This window comes from Mesorhizobium sp. B2-4-7 (assembly GCF_006442685.1).
Lineage (GTDB): Bacteria > Pseudomonadota > Alphaproteobacteria > Rhizobiales > Rhizobiaceae > Mesorhizobium.
In genome coordinates this window covers 190,982-208,760 of the sequence record NZ_VFVH01000003.1, presented here as the reverse complement: position 1 = coordinate 208,760, position 17,779 = coordinate 190,982, and the positions used below count along the sequence as shown (strand labels likewise).

The following is a 17,779-nucleotide window of genomic DNA, read 5'->3' as shown; positions in this document are numbered from 1 at the left end:
GATCGCCGGCCGGGTCGAAAATCGGCCGACGATTCCATGAACCGACTGGATTGAAGCATGAAAGCCGTTGTCTGCCGTTCGCCCGGCGACCTTGTCGTGGAAGACCGTCCCGCGGCTGGCTCGCCGCCTCCCGGCTGGGCGCTGGTGGCGGTCAGCCATGTCGGCATCTGCGGCACCGACTACCACATCTTCGAGGGCAAGCATCCCTTCCTCGCCTACCCCCGCATCATGGGCCATGAAGTGTCGGGGACCATCGTCGAGGCGGGCGAAGGCGTTGGTCTTGCCACGGGCGAGCCGGTCATCATCAATCCCTATCTGGCGTGCGGCAAATGCATCGCCTGCCGGCACGGTAAACCCAATTGCTGTGTCCGGATCGAAGTGCTCGGCGTGCATCGCGACGGCGCCATGTGCGAACAGATCCTTATCCCGGAACAAAACCTCTATCCAGCCAACGGCCTGTCGTTGGCCGATGCCGCGGCCGTCGAATTCCTGGCCATCGGCGCCCATTCGGTGCGGCGCTCGCGTGCCGATCCCGGCGCACGGACGCTCGTCATCGGCGCCGGACCGATCGGGCTCGGCACCGCCATCTTCGCCCGCATCGCCGGGCTCGACGTGACGCTGCTCGACATGAGCAGCGAAAGGCTCGGCTTCGCCGCCAATGAACTCGGCTTCAAGACCCTCGACGGGTCGCGCGGCGCGGCATCCGATCTGGTCAGCGAAGCGACATCAGGCGAAGGCTTCGACGTGGTCTTCGACGCCACCGGGAACACCGCCTCGGTGCAGTCGGCCTTCGCTCATGTCGCGCATGGCGGGACATTGGTGCTGGTCAGCGTCGTAAAGGACGACATCGCCTTTTCCGACCCCGAGTTCCACAAGCGCGAGATGACGCTTGTCGGCAGCCGCAATGCCTTGAGGGCCGACTTTGACCACGTCGCCGCTTCGATCCGCGATGGCGCGGTGCCGCTGGCCAAGCTCGTCACCCACCGCACCACGCTTGCCGACACGCCACGTGACCTCGCCCGCTGGGCGCATGAGAAATCCGGGCTGATCAAGGCCGTGATCGAGGTAGGGGCATAACATGGCAGGCCGTGAACCCGGCCCGAATTGACCACACCCCCGCGCAGGTCGCCCCCCAAACGCCAAGCCGCTGACAAGTGCGCGCGACCGGGCTGGTCTGATTCCAGCGTTAGGCCGACACGCCTACAGCGCCGACAGTTTCAGCTCCACCCGCTCCGCCGGGAAGCGCGCCTCGGCGAATTGGATCGGCCGGCCGTCCGGCGTCATGTTGACGGCCACCGTGACCAGCACGATGCCGCCCGGCTGCAGATCGAGGTCGGCAAGGTCGGAAGCATCGGCGTGACGCGCCGACAGCACCGTCGATTGCCTGAGATAATCGTCTATGCCGAAACGCTTGAGCGATGCGGTGATCGACCCGGTCTCGGCCATGGCCACATCGATGCCGGCGAAGCGCCTGGCGTCGAACCAGCCGGAAGCGCGCGACACCGGCTTCCCATCGGCCTCGCCGCGCGTCTCCAGGCGAATCACATCCGATCCCCTGGCAACGCCCAGGGCTTCGGCGACGCGCCGGCTGGCGGGCTCGACCGATGAGGCCAGCAGCACGATATGCCGCTCCGACGCCTGGCCCTGCAAGCCGGTTGAAAATCGCGTGCGCGCGCCGATCGGATAGGACAGCCGCTTGCGCGACAGCACGAAAGTGCCGCGCCCCTGCTCGGCCCGCAGTACCCCGTCTTGCACGAGCGCCGCGATGGCGCTGCGCACCGTGTGACGGTTGACGCCATAGCGCTCGGCCAGCGCCACCTCCGGCGGCAGCGCGGCATTCTCGGCAAAATCGCCGGCAGCGATCGATTGCAGGATTCGGTCGGCGATCTGGCGCCACAACGAGACGCCGCTGCGCCGCTCGATACCGTCAGCCACGTGTTTTCCGTTCACGGTTTCGCCCCTGGCCGGCCCCTGTCACGCACCCGTCATGGACTCGCGTTAGGTAATGGGTATAATTCGTATGGTTGTCTATATCAATAGACAAATTAGAAGCAAGGATGTTGCTCATGCGAGGACAGGAAGCGCGCGACCAGGCCGAACGCAAGGCGGCCATGGCAACCCTGGCGCAGTCCAGCGGCGACGACATCGTTCGCCTCTGGAACGAATCCGGCCTGCCTGCCGAGGTCGAACTGCTGCGCGGTCCCGAGACCGGCCTGGTTACCATGCGCGGCCGCATCGGCGGCGGCGGCGCGCCGTTCAATGTCGGCGAGGCCACCGTGACCCGCGCCACAGTGCGCCTGCCGTCCGGACAGGTCGGCCATTGCTATGCGCTCGGCCGCGACAAGCAGAAGGCGAAGCTGGCGGCCATCGCCGACGCGCTGTGGCAGGACCCCGCCCACCGAGAGGCGGTCGAAACGGGCCTTCTCGCGCCGCTGCGGGCTGCCTTGACCACGGCACGAGAAAGGCGCCGCGCCGAAACGGCGGCAACGAAGGTGGATTTCTTCACCATGGTTCGCGGAGAAGATTGATGGATATCGCAGCGCAATCGATCGAGGGCGGGTTCGCCGATCCGGTGTTCAACGCCCAGACGGTGTTTCGCGCCGTCATGGACGCAATGGCGCGGCCGGGCAGCGTGCAACCCTTGCCGGCCCTGGCCCGCCCGCCGGCGCCGCTTTCGGCGATATCGGGCGCGGTTGCGCTGGCATTGTGCGACAACGACACGCCGCTCTGGCTGGACCCGGCCCTGCACGCCTCGGCAGCGGTCATGTCCTGGCTCGGCTTTCACAGCGGCGCGCCGCTGGCCAACACCCCGGCCGACGCGCATTTCGCCTTTGTGGCCTCGCCGGCCGAGATGATGGCGCTCGACGGTTTCTCGCAAGGCACGCAGGACTATCCCGACCGCTCGACCACATTGATCCTGCAGGTCGGCGATCTCACGTCAGGCACGCCGCTGCTGCTCGAAGGTCCTGGCATCGAGAAGACGGCGACGATCGCGCCGGCCCTCATGCCGCGTCATTTCATCGAGCAGTGGAAGCAGAACATCAACCGCTTTCCGCGCGGCGTCGACATCATCCTGGCGGCACATGACAGCCTCGCCTGCCTGCCGCGTACGACACGCATCAAGACGACGGAGGCCTAGCATGTATGTCGCGGTAAAAGGCGGCGAAGCTGCAATCGCCAACGCCCACAGCCTGCTCGCCGACCGTCGGCGCGGTGACCGCTCGGTACCGGCACTGCGCCTCGACCAGATCGTCGAACAGCTGGCGCTCGGCGTCGACCGGGTGATGAGCGAAGGCTCGCTTTACGATCGCGAACTCGCCGCACTCGCTATCGTGCAGGCGCGCGGCGACATGATCGAGGCGATCTTCCTGGTGCGGGCCTACCGCACCACGCTGCCGCGCTTTGGCTATACAAATGCCATCGACACCGCCACCATGCTGGTCGAACGCCGCGTTTCGGCGACCTACAAGGACCTGCCCGGCGGCCAGTTGCTTGGGCCCACCTTCGACTACACGCACCGGCTGCTCGATCCCGAGCTTGCCGCCGGCGCCGATGTCGCCGGGCCCTTGCGGCGCGAGACGGAAGCGCAGGCAATGCCGCGCGTCTCGGCGATCCTCGCTCGCGATGGGCTGATCGAGCCGGACGGAGACATGCCTCAGGACCATGTCCCCGGCGACATCACCCGCGAGCCGCTGGAGTTCCCGATGGCTCGCGACATCCGCCTGCAGGCGCTGTCGCGCGGCGACGAGGGGTTCCTGCTGGCGCTCGGCTATTCCACGCAGCGCGGCTATGCCCGCAACCATCCCTTCGTCGGCGAGATCCGCATCGGCGAGGTCGAGCTGGAGCTCGACGTGCCCGAACTGCCTTTCGCCGTGCCGCTCGGCACGGTGCGCGTCACCGAATGCCAGATGGTCAATCAGTTCAAGGGCTCGGCAAAGGCACCACCGCAATTCACCCGCGGCTATGGCCTGGTCTTCGGCCAGAGCGAGCGCAAGGCGATGGCCATGGCACTCTGCGACCGCGCTCTTCGTGCAAGCGAACTCGGCGAGGACATTGTCGCCGCCGCCCAGGACGAGGAATTCGTCATCTCGCACTCCGACAACGTCCAGGCGACCGGCTTCGTCGAACATCTGAAGCTGCCGCATTATGTCGACTTCCAGGCCGAACTCGACCTCGTGCGCCGCATGCGCGCCGAGTACGACGCCCGCGAAAATCCCAGCAAGATTGAAGAGAAGAAAGAGGCCGCGGAATGAGCGCGCAACCGACCGACATCGCCGCCTATAACTTCGCTTATCTCGACGAACAGACCAAGCGGATGATCCGCCGCGCGATCCTCAAGGGCATCGCCATTCCCGGCTATCAGGTGCCGTTCGCCTCGCGCGAAATGCCGATGCCCTATGGCTGGGGCACCGGCGGCGTCCAGGTTACCGCTTCGATCATCGGCCCCGACGATGTGCTGAAGGTCATCGACCAGGGCGCCGACGACACCACCAATGCGGTCTCGATCCGCGCCTTCTTCAAGAAGGTCGCCAATGTCGCGGTGACGACCGACACGGCCAGCGCCAGCATCATCCAGACCCGCCATCGCATTCCCGAACATCCGCTCGCCGCGGGCCAGGTGCTGGTCTATCAGGTGCCGATCCCCGAGCCCCTGCGCTTCCTCGAGCCGCGCGAGACCGAAACGCGCAAGATGCATGCGCTGGAGGAATACGGCCTCATGCATGTGAAGCTCTACGAGGACATCGCCAAGCACGGCCGCATCGCCACCACCTACGCCTATCCGGTGAAGGTTGAGGGCCGCTATGTGATGGACCCGTCGCCGACGCCGAAATTCGACAATCCCAAGATGCACCGCTCGCCGGCTTTGCAGCTGTTCGGCGCCGGCCGCGAGAAGCGCATCTATGCGCTGCCGCCCTTCACTGATGTGGTCAGCCTCGACTTCGAGGATCATCCGTTCGAGGTGCAGACCTTCGACCAGCCCTGCGCGCTATGCGGAGCCGAGAACGTCTATCTCGACGAGGTCATCCTCGATGATCACGGCGGCCACATGTTCGTCTGCTCCGACACCGACCACTGCGAGAAGCGGCGCAGCACCCCTACCTCCCCCTTGTGGGGAGGTCGCGCCGAAGGCGCGGGTGGGGGTAGCGACCCATCGGCAGCCCCCACCCCGGCGCTGCGCGCCGACCCTCCCCACAAGGGGGAGGGTAAGGAGATACAATGACCGACGAACCCTTGCTACGCGTTTCGGCGCTCTCGAAATTCTACGGCTCGCGCGTCGGCTGCGACAACGTCACCTTCGATCTGTGGCCGGGCGAAGTCCTGGCTGTCGTGGGCGAATCCGGCTCCGGCAAGACGACATTGCTCAACTGCCTGTCAACGCGGCTGCTGCCCTCATCCGGCACCGCCAGCTACCGCATGCGCGACGGCCAGTTCCGCGAACTCTACCGCATGAGCGAGGCCGAACGCCGCTTCCTGATGCGCACCGACTGGGGCTTTGTCCACCAGAATCCGGCCGACGGCTTGCGCATGACGGTGTCGGCCGGCGCCAATGTCGGCGAGCGGCTGATGGCGGTGGGCGACCGCCACTACGGCAAGATCCGCGCCACCGCCGTTGACTGGCTGTCGCGCGTCGAGATCGAGGAAGACCGCATCGACGACGAGCCGCGCGCCTTTTCCGGCGGCATGCGCCAGCGCCTGCAGATTGCCCGCAACCTCGTCACCGGCCCGCGGCTGGTGTTCATGGATGAACCGACAGGCGGCCTCGACGTCTCGGTGCAGGCGCGCCTGCTCGATCTCTTGCGCGGCCTCGTCACCGATCTCGGCCTCGCCGCCATCGTCGTCACCCACGACCTCGCGGTGGCGCGGCTTTTGTCCCAGCGCATGATGGTGATGAAAGACGGCCGCGTCGTCGAAAGCGGCCTCACCGACCGTGTGCTCGACGACCCGCGCGCGCCGTACACGCAATTGCTTGTTTCCTCGATTCTGCAGGTTTGACGATGGCGCCAAGTCACCCCCCCTCTGTCCTGCCCGCAAACGAATAACGATTGGAGTACCTTCTGATGCCGACGCCTCTCGTTGTCTCCGATCTCGCCAAGAGCTTCACCATGCATCTGCGCGACGGCATCAAACTGCCTGTCGTCGCCGGTGTCTCCTTCTCGATCCGCGCCGGTGAATGCACCGTGCTCGGCGGCCCGTCCGGGGCCGGCAAGAGCTCGATCCTGAAGATGCTCTACGGCAATTACGCCGTCGACGAAGGCCAGATCATCGTCACGCACGAAGACGGGCTCATCGATCTCGCCAGCGCCAGCCCGCGCACCGTGCTTGCCGTGCGCCGCCAGACCATCGGCTATGTCAGCCAGTTCCTGCGCACCGTGCCCCGCGTATCGGCGCTCGACGTCGTCGCTGAGCCGCTCGTAGAGCGCGGCGAGGATCGCGAAGCAGCAAGAAGCAAGGCGCGCGCCCTGCTGGCGCAGCTTAATCTGCCGGAAAAACTCTGGGCATTGCCGCCGGCGACCTTCTCCGGCGGCGAGCAGCAGCGCGTCAACATCGCGCGCGGCTTCATCACCGGGCACCCGATCCTGCTGCTCGACGAGCCGACAGCTTCGCTCGATGCCAGGAACCGCGAGGTGGTGATCGAACTCATCGCCGCCAAGAAGGCGGCAGGCGTCGCCCTGCTCGGCATCTTCCACGACCATGATGTGCGCGAAGCGGTGGCCGACCGCATCATCGACGTCACCGCCTTCGCCCCGGGAAAGCTCGCCGCATGAGCAGGAAATTGTCGGAGACGCCGCTGGTCCACCCGACGGCGGACGTGGAGAATTCGACGCTTGGCCGGTGGACCGAAATCGCCGACCGCTGTCGGGTTTCGGAAAGCGAACTCGGCGACTATTCCTACATGATGCAGGACTGCGCCGTCTGGTGTGCGACGATCGGCAAATTCTCCAACATCGCGGCAAGCGTGCGCATCAACGCCACCAACCACCCGACCTGGCGGCCGACGCTGCACCATTTCACCTACCGCGCATCGGACTATTGGGACGATGCCGAACACGAGAGCGAATTTTTCGCTGAGCGCCGCGCCAGGCGCGTCACAATCGGCCACGACACATGGCTTGGCCATGGCTCGACAGTCCTGCCCGGCATCACCGTCGGCGATGGCGCCGCCGTCGGCGCCGGAGCGGTGGTATCGAAGGATGTCGCTCCCTACACCATCGTCGCCGGCGTGCCGGCAAAGCCGATCCGCGAGCGCTTCGACCGCCGCACCGCCGAGCGCTACCAGGCGCTTGCCTGGTGGGATTGGGACCATGCGAGGCTGCGCGCCGCACTCGACGATTTCCGTCAGCTCGAGGCCGAAGCTTTCCTGGAAAAATACGGTGGATGACGGTGGTGAATGGAATAGGGCTGCTCACCTTACATAGAGTTCGGGCAGGGGGCTGTCTTCTCAAGCCGCCTGCCTTCCGCAGTTTCAGGGACGTGGAGCATTTCGAGGAACTGATTGGTCCTGGCCTGATCGCGCGCGACGCGGCTGTGGGTGGTAACAAAACTGACATCAATCCGACACCGCAGGTTCATGGCGCTGCGCTAGCGAGGGTCAACAGGACCTTCAACCGCGACTGGACGGGAACGCACCATGTCAGCCACGCTCGAAATCCGCGGCGTCACCCGACGATTTGGCAAGAACACCGCCGTCAACGATGTCAGCATCTCGATCCCGCAGGGTCAGATGGTCGGCGTCATCGGCCGTTCCGGCGCCGGCAAGTCGACCCTTCTGCGTATGATCAACCGCCTCATCGATCCCAGCCATGGATCGATTTTCTTCGACGGAGCCGAGGTCTCGCAATTGCGCGGTTCGCCGCTCAGGCGCTGGCAGCGCGACTGCGCCATGATCTTCCAGCAATTCAACCTTGTGCCGCGCCTCGACGTGCTGACCAATGTGCTGCTCGGCCGGCTGAACCATCGTCCGACCCTGTCGAACCTTTTCGGCATGTTCTCGCGAACCGAATGTGCGCAGGCGGTCGCGGCCCTCGAGCGGCTCGACATCGCCCGTACCGCGCTGCAGCCCGCCGGCACCTTGTCGGGCGGCCAGCAGCAGCGTGTCGCCATTGCCCGCGCCATGATGCAGCAGCCCCGGGTGATCCTGGCCGACGAACCGATCGCTTCGCTCGACCCGCTCAACGCCAAGGTGGTGATGGATTCGCTGCAGGACATCAATTTGCGCGAGGGCATCACCGTGGTCACCAACCTGCACACGCTGGACACCGCCCGCACCTATTGCAACCGCATCATCGGCATGGCCGCGGGCAAGGTCGTGTTCGACGGGCCGCCGGAGGAGCTTAACCGCGAGGCCGTCCGTCTCGTCTATGGCGCCGACAGCAATGGCGGCGAGATATCCGAGGCCATCACCTCGACCAGCGTTGCCTTCAAGCAAAAGATCGCCGCATCCGCCGGACCGCTCGAACCCGCATTCCCGGGTTACTGAGAGCGACCTGGATCGCCAGCCCGCGTCAGGGCACCCGTCAAAATCACCAACGCCGCCGGCGCGGGGCCGGAACCTACAGGAGAGAAATCAGATGTTCAGGAAAATGGTTTTCAGCGCCGTTTCGGTGCTTGCAATGGCCACCGGCGCGGCGCATGCCGCCGATATGAAGGAATTCCGCGTCGGCATCCTCGGCGGCGAGAACGAAACCGACCGGCTGCGCAACTACCAGTGCCTGGCCGATCACCTGAAGGCTGAATTCGGCTTCGAGAAGGTCTCGCTGTTCCCGGCCGCCGACTATGACGGCGTCATCCAGGGCCTGCTCGGCGGCACGCTCGACTTTGCCGAACTCGGCGCTTCCGGCTATGCCAGCGTTGTCCTCAAGGATCCCAAGGCGGTAACCCCGATCCTCACAACCCAGCAGACCGACGGCGCGACCGGCTACTATTCGATCGGCCTGGCGCTGAAGTCCTCCAGCATCACCGACATCAAGTCGGCCAAGGGCAAGAAGCTCGGTTACGCCGATCCGGATTCGACCTCCGGCTACCTGATCCCGCTGACGCAGATTCCGAAGGACACGGGCGCGTCGAACGAGACCTTCTTCGCCTCGACCCAGTTCAATGGCGGCCATGAGAACAATGTGCTCGCCGTGCGTGACGGCAAGGTCGACGTGGCGGTGGACGATTCCTCCGGCATCGGCGACTTCAAGGACGGCTACACCTCCGGCACCTTCCACAAGGAAGTCGCCAAGGGCGCCGTCGACCCCAACGACTTCGTCGAGGTCTGGCGCTCGGGCCTGATCCCGAACGGTCCGCTGGTCGTGCGCACGGCGCTCGGCGACGAGATGACGGCCAAGCTGGCGGCCTTCTTCACCGACCTGCCCAAGAAGGACAAGGCTTGCTTCGAAGGCGTCGAAGGCGGTGATTTTACCGGCTACGTTCCGGTGAAGGCGGATTTCTATAACGTCATCGTCGAAGCCCGTAAGGCAGCCATCGGCGGCTAAAGGCAGAAGTCAGGAAGGGCGGCGTCGAGAAAACGCCGCCCTTCTTGCATCTCCGACCATGACCTTTTCCCTGACAGCTCCTTCCGGCGCCACGCACCAGATGGCCGACGCCTGGCGTCGCCAGACCTCCTTGCGCCGGCTCTACACCGCCATCGGCGTCGGCCTGCTGTTGGTCGCACTCGGCGGCACCATGTGGTTCGCCGACGATGCCAATGCCGGACACTTCTTCGACCGGCTTCCGCACATACTGGATTTCCTGAGCTGGCTCGTTCCCAAGGACTGGAACGATGTCTGGCGGGCGCTGTTCGACATCGCCTCCCCGCATGACACCGGCACGCAGGAATTCAACTTTCCGCTCGGCCGCGCCTATGTCTGGGGCGGCTTCTACATCCCCGAATATTTCGAGCTGATGCTGACCACGCTTAACGTGGCGCTGGTCTCGACATCAATTGGTTTCGTCTTCGCCGTGCCGTTCTCCTTCATCGCGGCGCGCAACCTGACGCCGCATCCGCTGCTGCGGCTTGTCGTCAAGCGCTTCATGGAACTGCTGCGGGCTTTTCCCGAGATCGTCATCGCCGGCCTGTTCGCGGCCATCGTCTCGATAGGTCCGATCGCCGCCATCATCGCCATCGGTCTGCATTCGATCGCGCGTTGGGCAAGCTGTTCTATGAGATCAACGAGAACATCGACATGCGCGCCGAGGAAGGCCTGCGGGCCGTCGGCGCCAACTGGTTCGAACGGGTACGCTTTGCCGGCCTGCCGCAGGTGCTGCCCAATTTCATGTCCTATACGCTGCTCAGGATCGAGATCAACGTGCGCATCTCCACCATCATGGGCGCGGTCGGCGGCGGCGGCATCGGCGAGGAGCTGAAGCTGTCGATCTCGCGCGGCTTCGGCGCCAAGACGATAGCCTTGGTGCTGCTCCTGTTCACGACCATCTTCATCGTCGACCAGTTCTCCGCCTGGCTGCGCCGCAAGCTGGTCGGCGAACAGGCCTTTGTGATGAGCGCCTGATCATGACCGCCGCCGAAATCCAGTCGATCGAGGAACGCTTCCCGCAAGTGTTCCGCCGGCCGTTCCACAAGCGTTTCGGGCCGCTGCTGCTGCTTGGCGGCATCTTGCTCTACCTGCTCTACGCGCTGTGGTTCTTCAATCTGCCGCAAGTGCTGCGGGAATCGCATTGGGAGCGGCTGCCGCTGTTCCTGACCCAGTGGATCAGTTACGACGTGCAGCCGATCTTCCGCCTCGACGAGCCGCAGATAACGGCCAAATACCCCCGCTTTTCTGTACTCGGCCCCAATCCCCACCCGGATTGGGTCAAGACCAACGCCGACGGTTCGGTGACGGTCCTGATCGACGGCACGGCGAAGTCGGTCACCTTCGACAAGGCACGAGCAACGATCGTCGCCGCTGGGACGAGCGTGGCGGTGGCGCTGGACAGCGGCAAGCCGCTGGTCTCGGGACCTGTTCCCGACTGGGTCACCGTGCATGAGGATGAGGTCGTCGCCGACATGGGCTTCGCCGGCGAGGTCCGCGTCGCCCCCGATCGCGTCAGGATCCGCAAGCGCTTTCTCGGCTGGGCGAACTTCGTCTTCGACACACGCTCGCCCTTCTTCGGAAAATCCGCCGGCGAGGTGGTGTCACTGATCACGTCGGGCCCCGAGCTGAAAGCGGGCACCTCCAATCTGGCGCTCGCCGGCAACAACATCTGGAACAATGCGCAGTGGCAGCATGGCGATGTCTGGACAAAGCTGTTGCAGACCATCGTCATGGCCTTTCTCGGCACCGCGCTCGGCGGCATCGTCGCCTTCCCGCTCGCCTTCTTCGCCGCCCGCAACATCACCCCCAACCGGCTGGTAAACCAGCTGCTCAAGCGCTTCTTCGACTTCATGCGCTCCATCGATATGCTGATCTGGGCACTGTTCTTCACGCGCGCCTTCGGACCGGGTCCGCTGGCCGGCAGCGCCGCGATCTTCTTCACCGAGATCGGCACGCTCGGCAAAACCTATTCCGAGGCGCTGGAGAACATCGATGACAAGCCGCGCGAAGGTGTTGTGTCGACAGGCGCCAACCGTCTTCTGGTGCAGCGCTACGGCGTACTGCCGGAAGTGGTGCCGGTGTTCATCAGCCAGACGCTCTATCAGTGGGAATCCAACACCAGGGGCGCAACCATTATCGGCGCCGTCGGCGCCGGCGGCATCGGTCTGAAACTGTGGGAAGCGATGCGCACCAATTCGAACTGGGCCAACGTCTTCTACATGGTGCTGCTGACGCTGGTCGTGGTCTTCATCTTCGACAACATTTCCAATTTCCTGCGCCGCAGGCTGAGCCGGACGATTCACGACTACAACAGGTTGCAGGCCGAGCAGGGCTAACCTTGTGACGCATAAGCACGGGCATCGTATAGTGCCGCGCCAAGGATCGACCCCCACTCCGTCGAGCTGCGCTCGACACCTCTCCCCCGATCAACGGGGGAGAGGAATGGCGCCAGGCCGTCCTGGCTGACGCCTGTCGCCCTAGGCCGAGGCTTCTTTCTATCCGCCAAAGGTCGCCGACGCAGGTCTTGTTCGCGTCACTATCGCCCGACCAAGGCACCTAGGCGGCCTTCTTCCACCCGTTCTTGATATGCTTATATCCATCCCGATAAACCGCTTCCGGGCTCTCGGAAAAATCGCGCCACACCTTGGTCGCCGCCGCGAGATCCTTCAGCGAACGTCCAAACGCCTCGATCGTCAGCCAGTCGTCGTAGCCGCTCTTGCGGATGGCCGAGAATGTTTCCTTCCAGGGGATGTTGCCGCGCCCCGGCACGCCGCGATCGTTCTCCGATATATGGATATGCACGACATTCCTGCGATGCTTCGTATAGGCGCCGATCGGGTCTGCCTCCTCGATATTGGCGTGGAAGGTGTCGTACATCGCCTTGATGTGCGGCCGGTCGATGGCATCGATATGCTCCGACAGGTCGGCCATCGTGTTGAGGAGATAGCATTCGAAGCGGTTGAGCGCCTCGAGCCCGATGGTGACGTTCCTCTTGCCTGCATGATCGCCGATGGCGCGCTGCGAGGCGACGGAGCGTTTCTTCTCGGCCGCGGTCGGGCCGGACCCGGAAAAGGCGCCGAGCGTCGAATGCAAGGGGCCGCTCAGCGTTCTGGCGCCGAGGGCATCTGCGCAATCGATCGCCCATTTCATGTAGTCGACACCGGCCTTGCGCGTTGCCGCATCGGCCGAGATCAGGTTCGTCGCCGGATCGCCCATCGCTGAAACGGCGGTCCGTTCAAGCCCTATGCGATCGAGCAACTCGCCCAATTTCCTGTAGTCGTCCGGCATGCCGGCAAAGATCGGTATCTCGACGCCGTCGAAGCCGGTGGCCTTGATGTCGCGAAGCAATGGCTCGTGCTTCTTCGACACCGCCGTCGTCCACAAGAACATGCACATGCCGATTTTCATCGACGCCCCTCCCCCAAAATGATCCCCCCGCGAGATCAAATTTAAAGTTTCGTCCACGCTCCATTCTTCTTCGACGATTTCACGCAGGCCTCGATGAAGGCCATGCCCTCGACGCCGTCCTGAATGGTCGGGAACACGACGTCCTTGGCAGGCTTGCCGCCCTTGCGCCGCGCGGCGCGGATGGCGCGCGCTGCTTCTTGGTAGATGTTGGCGAAGCCTTCGAGATAGCCTTCGGGATGGCCGGAAGGAACGCGGCTGACACGGCCCGCAACCGGCAACGCGCCGGCACCGTTGCGGGTGATCAGCTGCTTGGGCTGGCCGAACGGCGTATACCAGAGATAGTTCGGATCGGCCTGCACCCATTCCAGCCCGCCCTTCGAACCATAGATGCGCAGCTTCAGCCCGTTCTCATGGCCGGGCGCCACCTGGCTTGCCCAGATCATGCCTTTTGCCGCATGCGTCTTGCCGACCGGCTTGAAGCGCAGCATGACGTTGACATTGTCGTCGAGCTGCCGTCCCGGCACGAAGGCGTCGAGATCGGCCGACAGAGTGTCGAGTTCCAGCCCGGAGACAAAGCGGGCAAGATTGTAGGCATGCGTGCCGATGTCGCCGAGCGCGCCGCCGGCACCGGCCTGCTTGGGGTCGGAACGCCACGCCGCCTGTTTTTGACCGGTGGCGGCAAGGTCCTCCGTCAGCCAGTCCTGCGGATATTCCGACTGCACGATGCGGATGTCGCCGAGCACGCCCTTGGCCACCATCTCGCGCGCCTGGCGGATCATCGGATAGGCGGTGTAATTGTGGGTCAGCACGAACACCTTGCCGGTCTTCTCGACGATCGCCGCGAGCTTCTTTGCCTCGGCCAGCGTCGTCGCCAGCGGCTTGTCGCAGATGACATGGATGCCGGCTTCAAGAAACGCCCTGGCCGCCGGCACATGCACATTGTTCGGAGTGACGATGGCCACCGCCTCGATGCCATCCGGGCGCTTTGCCTCGGCCTTGGCCATCTCGGCATAGGACGCGTAGCTGCGCGAAGGGTCGAGCCCGAGCTCGGCGGCAGAGGCCTTGGCGCGCGCCGGATCGGACGACAGCGCGCCGGCGACCAGCACGAACTCATTGTCCATGCGCGCCGCGATCCGGTGCACCGCGCCGATGAAAGCGCCTTGCCCGCCACCGACCATGCCATAGCGGATCGGGCCGCCTCCCGTTTCCGACTTCGATGCACCGACCATGTCGTCTCCCTCGTGTCTGAGATACCTCCCCCTCGAGGGAGAGGGAAAACCCGCGCTAGATTCCCATCATGGCGCGCAGCACCTTCTTATCCGTGGCACCGCCGGCGAAATCGTCGAACGCCTTCTCCGTCACCCGGATAATGTGGTGCTGGATGAAGGGCGCGCCTTCGGCCGCGCCATCTTCCGGATGCTTCAGGCAGCACTCCCACTCCAGCACCGCCCAAGAATCATAATTGTACTGCGTCAGCTTGGAGAAGATGCCGCCGAAATCCACTTGTCCGTCGCCGAGCGAGCGGAAGCGGCCGGCGCGGTTCGTCCAGCTCTGGTAGCCGGAATAAACGCCTTGCCGCCCGGTCGGATTGAACTCGGCGTCCTTGACGTGGAAGGCCTTGATGCGCTCGTGGTAGATGTCGATGAATTCGAGATAGTCGAGCTGCTGCAACAGGAAGTGCGACGGATCGTAATTGATGTTGCAGCGCTTGTGGCCGCCGACCGCGTCGAGGAACATCTCGAACGTCGCCCCGTCGAACACATCCTCGCCGGGATGGATTTCGTAGCCGACGTCGACGCCATTGTCCTCATAGACATCGAGGATCGGCTTCCAGCGCTTGCCCAGTTCTGCGAACGCCTCTTCGATCAATCCGGCCGGCCGCTGTGGCCAGGGATAGAGGTAGGGGAAAGCCAGCGCGCCGCTGAAGCTCACCGAGACGTCGAGCCCGAGATTGCGCGACGCCTTGGCCCCGAACTGCATCTGTTCGACCGCCCATTGTTGCCGCGCTTTGGGGTTGTTGTGCACCGAAGCCGGCGCAAAGCCGTCGAACTGCGCGTCATAGGCCGGATGCACCGCCACCAATTGCCCCTGCAGATGCGTCGATAGTTCGGTGATCTCAACGCCGGCGTCGGCACAGATGCCCTTCACCTCGTCGCAATAGGCCTTGGAAGACGCAGCCTTTTGGAGGTCGAACAAGCGCGCGTCCCAGGTCGGGATCTGCACGCCCTTATAGCCGAGGCCGGCCGCCCATTTTGTGATCGATGCAAGCGAATTGAACGGCGCTGCATCGCCCGCGAACTGCGCCAGGAACAGTCCAGGGCCCTTCATCGTCGTAGGCATCGGCATCCTCCCTCATTGTTGTCGCGCCCGAGCATAGCGCCGATTGAAGACAGGGCCAGCCACTTTGGTCTGTTCTCAACGGTCACTTGCATGCATTGTCATTCTGGTATTACCAAAAGTGGCGATTTGGTCAAGCCTTGCCACTCACATTCAGAGCCTTCCACTGTGCCACGGGAGGGCAGCATAGTCCAATATAATCAATGGAGTAATCCAGACATCAAGTTGCCATCGCACAGTTCTTGCCGCGCGTGGGAAATTGCTGTAGACCTCGTCTTGGGCCCAATTGGTCGAACCAGTTTGCGAAGAAATGCTGGAACGCCTTGGGGAGGAACCGTCCGTCACATCCGGTGACGGCATGTTGCAGGCGAACCATTAGGGACGATCCGGGAAGGACAGACCATGCATCTTTCGACGCACAACTGGATGCGCGCGGAACCGTTGGAGACGACGCTCAAGCGCATCAAGAAATTCGGCTATGAGTCGATCGAGATTTCCGGCGAGCCCGACCAGTACAAGACCAAGGAGACGCGCGCGCTCCTGATGGAGCACGGCATACGCTGCTGGGGCGCCGTGACCTTGATGTTGGGCGAACGCAACCTTGCCGCCCGGGACCAGGGCCAGCGCGAGCGCTCCGTGCAATACGTCAAGGACGTGTTGACCATGGTCAGCGAACTCGACGGCGAGATCATCACGCTGGTTCCGGCGACCGTCGGCAAGGTCGTGCCGGACGGCACCGAGGAAGAGGAATGGAAGTGGGTGGTCGATGCCACCAGGGAGTGCTTCACCCACGCCAAGAAGGTCGGCGTCAAGATCGCGGTCGAGCCGCTCAACCGTTTCGAGACCTACCTGTTCAATCGCGGCGCCCAGGCGTTGGCATTGGCCGACGCTGTCAGCCCGGAATGTGGCGTCTGCCTGGACGCCTACCACCTCCATATGGAGGAATTTAACGTTTACGACGCGATCCGTAAGGTCGGAAAGCGCCTGTTCGACTTCCATGTCGCCGATAATAACCGCTTCGCCGCAGGCCTTGGCCAGATCGACTGGCCGAAGATCGTGGCGACCTTGCGGGAGGTCGGCTATGACGGGGCGCTGACCAACGAGTTCGTCGCGCCTGTCGACCGCACCCCGGCCGCGCCCTACCCCGACATGGTCGAACGCCACCCGGTCGACATCTCGCCCGAGCAGCTCAAATTCATCCAGGATCACGGCTCCAGCGTGCTGACGGAAAAGTTCTACACCGACCAGATGCGGATCACTGCCGAAACGTTGCTGCCGCTGATCAAGTAGCCGATCCGATTGGGAATGAGCCCTCCCGCCATCCGGCGGCAGGGCCGGGGAAGACCATGCGCATCAAAAGCGTCCAGGCCTGGTGGATTCGCATACCGATCGAGGCGGCCAAGCAGCACCGCAGCGATTTCGGTCAGGTGACGACCTTCGACGCCGCCATCCTGCGCATCGAAACCGATGACGGGCTGGTCGGCTGGGGCGAAGGCAAGAACGCCGCCGGCAGCGCCGGCAGCTATGGTGCGCTCGTCCATATGCTGAACCGCGAGGTCGGGCCGCAGCTCGTCGGCCGCGATCCGGCCGATATCGGCATCATCTGGGAAATGCTCTACAACGGCGTGCGCCACGACAGCGCGGCGCGCGCCGGCCATGCCATGCCGCAGCTGGCGCGGCGCGGCATGAGCGTGGCCGCCATCAGCGCCGTCGACATCGCGCTCTGGGACATACTGGGCAAATCGCTCGGGCAGCCGGTCTGGCGGCTGATCGGTGGGCGCAAGCTCGATCGCATGCCGGCCTACGCCTCGGGTGGCTGGGCGTCCGCCGACGCGATCGGCGACCAGCTCAAATCCTATGTCGCCAGGGGCGGCTTCAAGGCGCTGAAGATGCGCATCGGCGCCATGGATGGCGCCGCGCATGTGTCGGCCGCTCGCGTTCGCGCCGCCCGTGAGGCGCTCGGCCCCGACGTCGAGTTGATGGTCGACGCCCATGGCACCTATACGGTGGCGGAGGCCAAGCGTTTCATCCATCTCGCCGGCGATCTCGACCTTGCCTGGTTCGAGGAGCCGGTGATCGCCGACGACAAGTCCGGCCTTGCCGAAGTCCGTGCTTCCGGCGCCATACCGATCGCCACCGGCGAAAGCGATGCGACCCGCTATGCCTTCCGCGACCTCGCCGTGCTCAAGGCCGCCGACATCTTCCAGCCCGATCCCGCCTTCTGCGGCGGCATCAGCGAGGCCATGAAGATCGGAACCATCGCCAGCGCCTTCAACCTGCGCTTTGCGCCGCATCTATGGGCCGGCGCGCCCTGCTTCTTCGCCGGGCTGCATGTCTGCGCCGCCTCGCCGTCGAGCTTCACCGTCGAATATTCGCTCGGTGCCAATCCGATGATCCACGACCTTGTCGAAGAGACTGTCGAAGCCAGGGACGGTATGATAGCGATCCCCGAAAAACCCGGATTGGGATTCACCATTTCGGAGCGATTCCTGGAGGCGCACGCGCAACGCAATTGA

The 17,779-nt window shown here is 64.2% G+C and carries 16 protein-coding genes and 2 pseudogenes; 14 read left to right on the top strand and 4 right to left on the bottom strand.

Annotated elements, in window-relative coordinates:
* Positions 1–57 precede the first annotated feature (57 nt).
* Positions 58–1,077, top strand: coding sequence for a zinc-binding alcohol dehydrogenase family protein (locus FJ946_RS11120; RefSeq protein ID WP_140566039.1), 1,020 nt, complete (start codon positions 58–60; stop codon positions 1,075–1,077).
* A 123-nt stretch (positions 1,078–1,200) separates the two neighbouring features.
* On the opposite strand, the gene phnF is transcribed toward FJ946_RS11120, so the two are convergent.
* Positions 1,201–1,950 (bottom strand): phosphonate metabolism transcriptional regulator PhnF, encoded by a 750-nt coding sequence (gene phnF / locus FJ946_RS11115; RefSeq protein WP_140513789.1) that lies wholly within the window; start codon positions 1,948–1,950, stop codon positions 1,201–1,203.
* A 116-nt stretch (positions 1,951–2,066) separates the two neighbouring features.
* On the opposite strand from phnF, the gene phnG reads away from it, so the two are divergent.
* The 11 genes and pseudogenes from phnG to phnE (FJ946_RS11060) all read left to right on the top strand — a co-directional run bounded on the left by phnG (position 2,067) and on the right by phnE (FJ946_RS11060) (position 11,854).
* Positions 2,067–2,528, top strand: coding sequence for a phosphonate C-P lyase system protein PhnG (gene phnG, locus FJ946_RS11110; RefSeq protein ID WP_140566022.1), 462 nt, complete (start codon positions 2,067–2,069; stop codon positions 2,526–2,528).
* Positions 2,528–3,139, top strand: a complete 612-nt coding sequence (gene phnH / locus FJ946_RS11105) for a phosphonate C-P lyase system protein PhnH (protein WP_140522568.1) — start codon at positions 2,528–2,530, stop codon at positions 3,137–3,139. The genes phnG and phnH overlap by 1 nt, the downstream gene beginning before the upstream one ends.
* Position 3,140: 1 nt before the next feature.
* A complete protein-coding gene (locus tag FJ946_RS11100; protein ID WP_140566019.1) occupies positions 3,141–4,253 on the top strand; it encodes a carbon-phosphorus lyase complex subunit PhnI in 1,113 nt (370 codons plus the stop codon).
* A pseudogene (locus tag FJ946_RS11095) lies at positions 4,250–5,089 on the top strand (alpha-D-ribose 1-methylphosphonate 5-phosphate C-P-lyase PhnJ); the annotation flags it as partial. The gene FJ946_RS11100 and the pseudogene FJ946_RS11095, both read left to right, overlap by 4 nt.
* Before the next feature lie 128 nt (positions 5,090–5,217).
* Positions 5,218–5,994, top strand: a complete 777-nt coding sequence (phnK, locus tag FJ946_RS11090) for a phosphonate C-P lyase system protein PhnK (protein WP_056577906.1) — start codon at positions 5,218–5,220, stop codon at positions 5,992–5,994.
* Between the two features lie 65 nt (positions 5,995–6,059).
* The gene (gene phnL / locus FJ946_RS11085; protein WP_140566017.1) at positions 6,060–6,767 is read left to right on the top strand and encodes a phosphonate C-P lyase system protein PhnL; all 708 of its coding nucleotides are present in this window, start codon (positions 6,060–6,062) and stop codon (positions 6,765–6,767) included.
* Positions 6,764–7,381 (top strand): DapH/DapD/GlmU-related protein, encoded by a 618-nt coding sequence (locus tag FJ946_RS11080; protein WP_140500366.1) that lies wholly within the window; start codon positions 6,764–6,766, stop codon positions 7,379–7,381. Before phnL ends, FJ946_RS11080 begins: the two co-directional genes overlap by 4 nt.
* A 249-nt stretch (positions 7,382–7,630) precedes the next feature.
* Positions 7,631–8,479: a phosphonate ABC transporter ATP-binding protein gene (gene phnC, locus FJ946_RS11075; protein WP_140500368.1), complete on the top strand. Its 849-nt coding sequence runs from the start codon at positions 7,631–7,633 to the stop codon at positions 8,477–8,479.
* A gap of 91 nt (positions 8,480–8,570) precedes the next feature.
* The gene (phnD, locus tag FJ946_RS11070; protein WP_140566014.1) at positions 8,571–9,479 is read left to right on the top strand and encodes a phosphonate ABC transporter substrate-binding protein; all 909 of its coding nucleotides are present in this window, start codon (positions 8,571–8,573) and stop codon (positions 9,477–9,479) included.
* 58 nt (positions 9,480–9,537) lie between these two features.
* Positions 9,538–10,493: pseudogene (gene phnE / locus FJ946_RS11065) on the top strand (phosphonate ABC transporter, permease protein PhnE).
* A gap of 2 nt (positions 10,494–10,495) precedes the next feature.
* Positions 10,496–11,854 (top strand): phosphonate ABC transporter, permease protein PhnE, encoded by a 1,359-nt coding sequence (phnE, locus tag FJ946_RS11060; RefSeq protein WP_140513797.1) that lies wholly within the window; start codon positions 10,496–10,498, stop codon positions 11,852–11,854.
* Positions 11,855–12,074: 220 nt separating this feature from the next.
* On the opposite strand, the gene FJ946_RS11055 is transcribed toward phnE (FJ946_RS11060), so the two are convergent.
* Genes FJ946_RS11055 through FJ946_RS11045 form a run of 3 tightly spaced genes read right to left on the bottom strand, consistent with a single transcriptional unit; the run spans position 12,075 to position 15,266 of the window.
* Entirely contained in the window at positions 12,075–12,926 is an 852-nt protein-coding gene (locus FJ946_RS11055; protein WP_140566009.1) for a sugar phosphate isomerase/epimerase, read from the bottom strand.
* Between the two features lie 41 nt (positions 12,927–12,967).
* Positions 12,968–14,155, bottom strand: coding sequence for a Gfo/Idh/MocA family oxidoreductase (locus FJ946_RS11050; RefSeq protein WP_140500376.1), 1,188 nt, complete (start codon positions 14,153–14,155; stop codon positions 12,968–12,970).
* Positions 14,156–14,210: 55 nt separating this feature from the next.
* Positions 14,211–15,266 (bottom strand): sugar phosphate isomerase/epimerase, encoded by a 1,056-nt coding sequence (locus tag FJ946_RS11045; RefSeq protein WP_140513799.1) that lies wholly within the window; start codon positions 15,264–15,266, stop codon positions 14,211–14,213.
* Between the two features lie 399 nt (positions 15,267–15,665).
* On the opposite strand from FJ946_RS11045, the gene FJ946_RS11040 reads away from it, so the two are divergent.
* Positions 15,666–16,553 (top strand): sugar phosphate isomerase/epimerase, encoded by an 888-nt coding sequence (locus tag FJ946_RS11040; protein ID WP_140566006.1) that lies wholly within the window; start codon positions 15,666–15,668, stop codon positions 16,551–16,553.
* A 56-nt stretch (positions 16,554–16,609) separates the two neighbouring features.
* Positions 16,610–17,779, top strand: coding sequence for a mandelate racemase/muconate lactonizing enzyme family protein (locus FJ946_RS11035; RefSeq protein ID WP_140500381.1), 1,170 nt, complete (start codon positions 16,610–16,612; stop codon positions 17,777–17,779).

What these genes read in the sequence shown, in the direction of transcription:
- FJ946_RS11120 (WP_140566039.1), top strand. Translation starts at nt 58, where the DNA reads ATGAAAGCCGTTGTCTGCCGTTCGCCCGGCGACCTTGTCGTGGAAGAC.
- phnG (WP_140566022.1), top strand. Translation starts at nt 2,067, where the DNA reads ATGCGAGGACAGGAAGCGCGCGACCAGGCCGAACGCAAGGCGGCCATG.
- phnH (WP_140522568.1), top strand. Translation starts at nt 2,528, where the DNA reads ATGGATATCGCAGCGCAATCGATCGAGGGCGGGTTCGCCGATCCGGTG.
- FJ946_RS11100 (WP_140566019.1), top strand. Translation starts at nt 3,141, where the DNA reads ATGTATGTCGCGGTAAAAGGCGGCGAAGCTGCAATCGCCAACGCCCAC.
- phnK (WP_056577906.1), top strand. Translation starts at nt 5,218, where the DNA reads ATGACCGACGAACCCTTGCTACGCGTTTCGGCGCTCTCGAAATTCTAC.
- phnL (WP_140566017.1), top strand. Translation starts at nt 6,060, where the DNA reads ATGCCGACGCCTCTCGTTGTCTCCGATCTCGCCAAGAGCTTCACCATG.
- FJ946_RS11080 (WP_140500366.1), top strand. Translation starts at nt 6,764, where the DNA reads ATGAGCAGGAAATTGTCGGAGACGCCGCTGGTCCACCCGACGGCGGAC.
- phnC (WP_140500368.1), top strand. Translation starts at nt 7,631, where the DNA reads ATGTCAGCCACGCTCGAAATCCGCGGCGTCACCCGACGATTTGGCAAG.
- phnD (WP_140566014.1), top strand. Translation starts at nt 8,571, where the DNA reads ATGTTCAGGAAAATGGTTTTCAGCGCCGTTTCGGTGCTTGCAATGGCC.
- phnE (WP_140513797.1), top strand. Translation starts at nt 10,496, where the DNA reads ATGACCGCCGCCGAAATCCAGTCGATCGAGGAACGCTTCCCGCAAGTG.
- FJ946_RS11055 (WP_140566009.1), bottom strand. Translation starts at nt 12,926, where the DNA reads ATGAAAATCGGCATGTGCATGTTCTTGTGGACGACGGCGGTGTCGAAG.
- FJ946_RS11050 (WP_140500376.1), bottom strand. Translation starts at nt 14,155, where the DNA reads ATGGTCGGTGCATCGAAGTCGGAAACGGGAGGCGGCCCGATCCGCTAT.
- FJ946_RS11045 (WP_140513799.1), bottom strand. Translation starts at nt 15,266, where the DNA reads ATGCCTACGACGATGAAGGGCCCTGGACTGTTCCTGGCGCAGTTCGCG.
- FJ946_RS11040 (WP_140566006.1), top strand. Translation starts at nt 15,666, where the DNA reads ATGCATCTTTCGACGCACAACTGGATGCGCGCGGAACCGTTGGAGACG.
- FJ946_RS11035 (WP_140500381.1), top strand. Translation starts at nt 16,610, where the DNA reads ATGCGCATCAAAAGCGTCCAGGCCTGGTGGATTCGCATACCGATCGAG.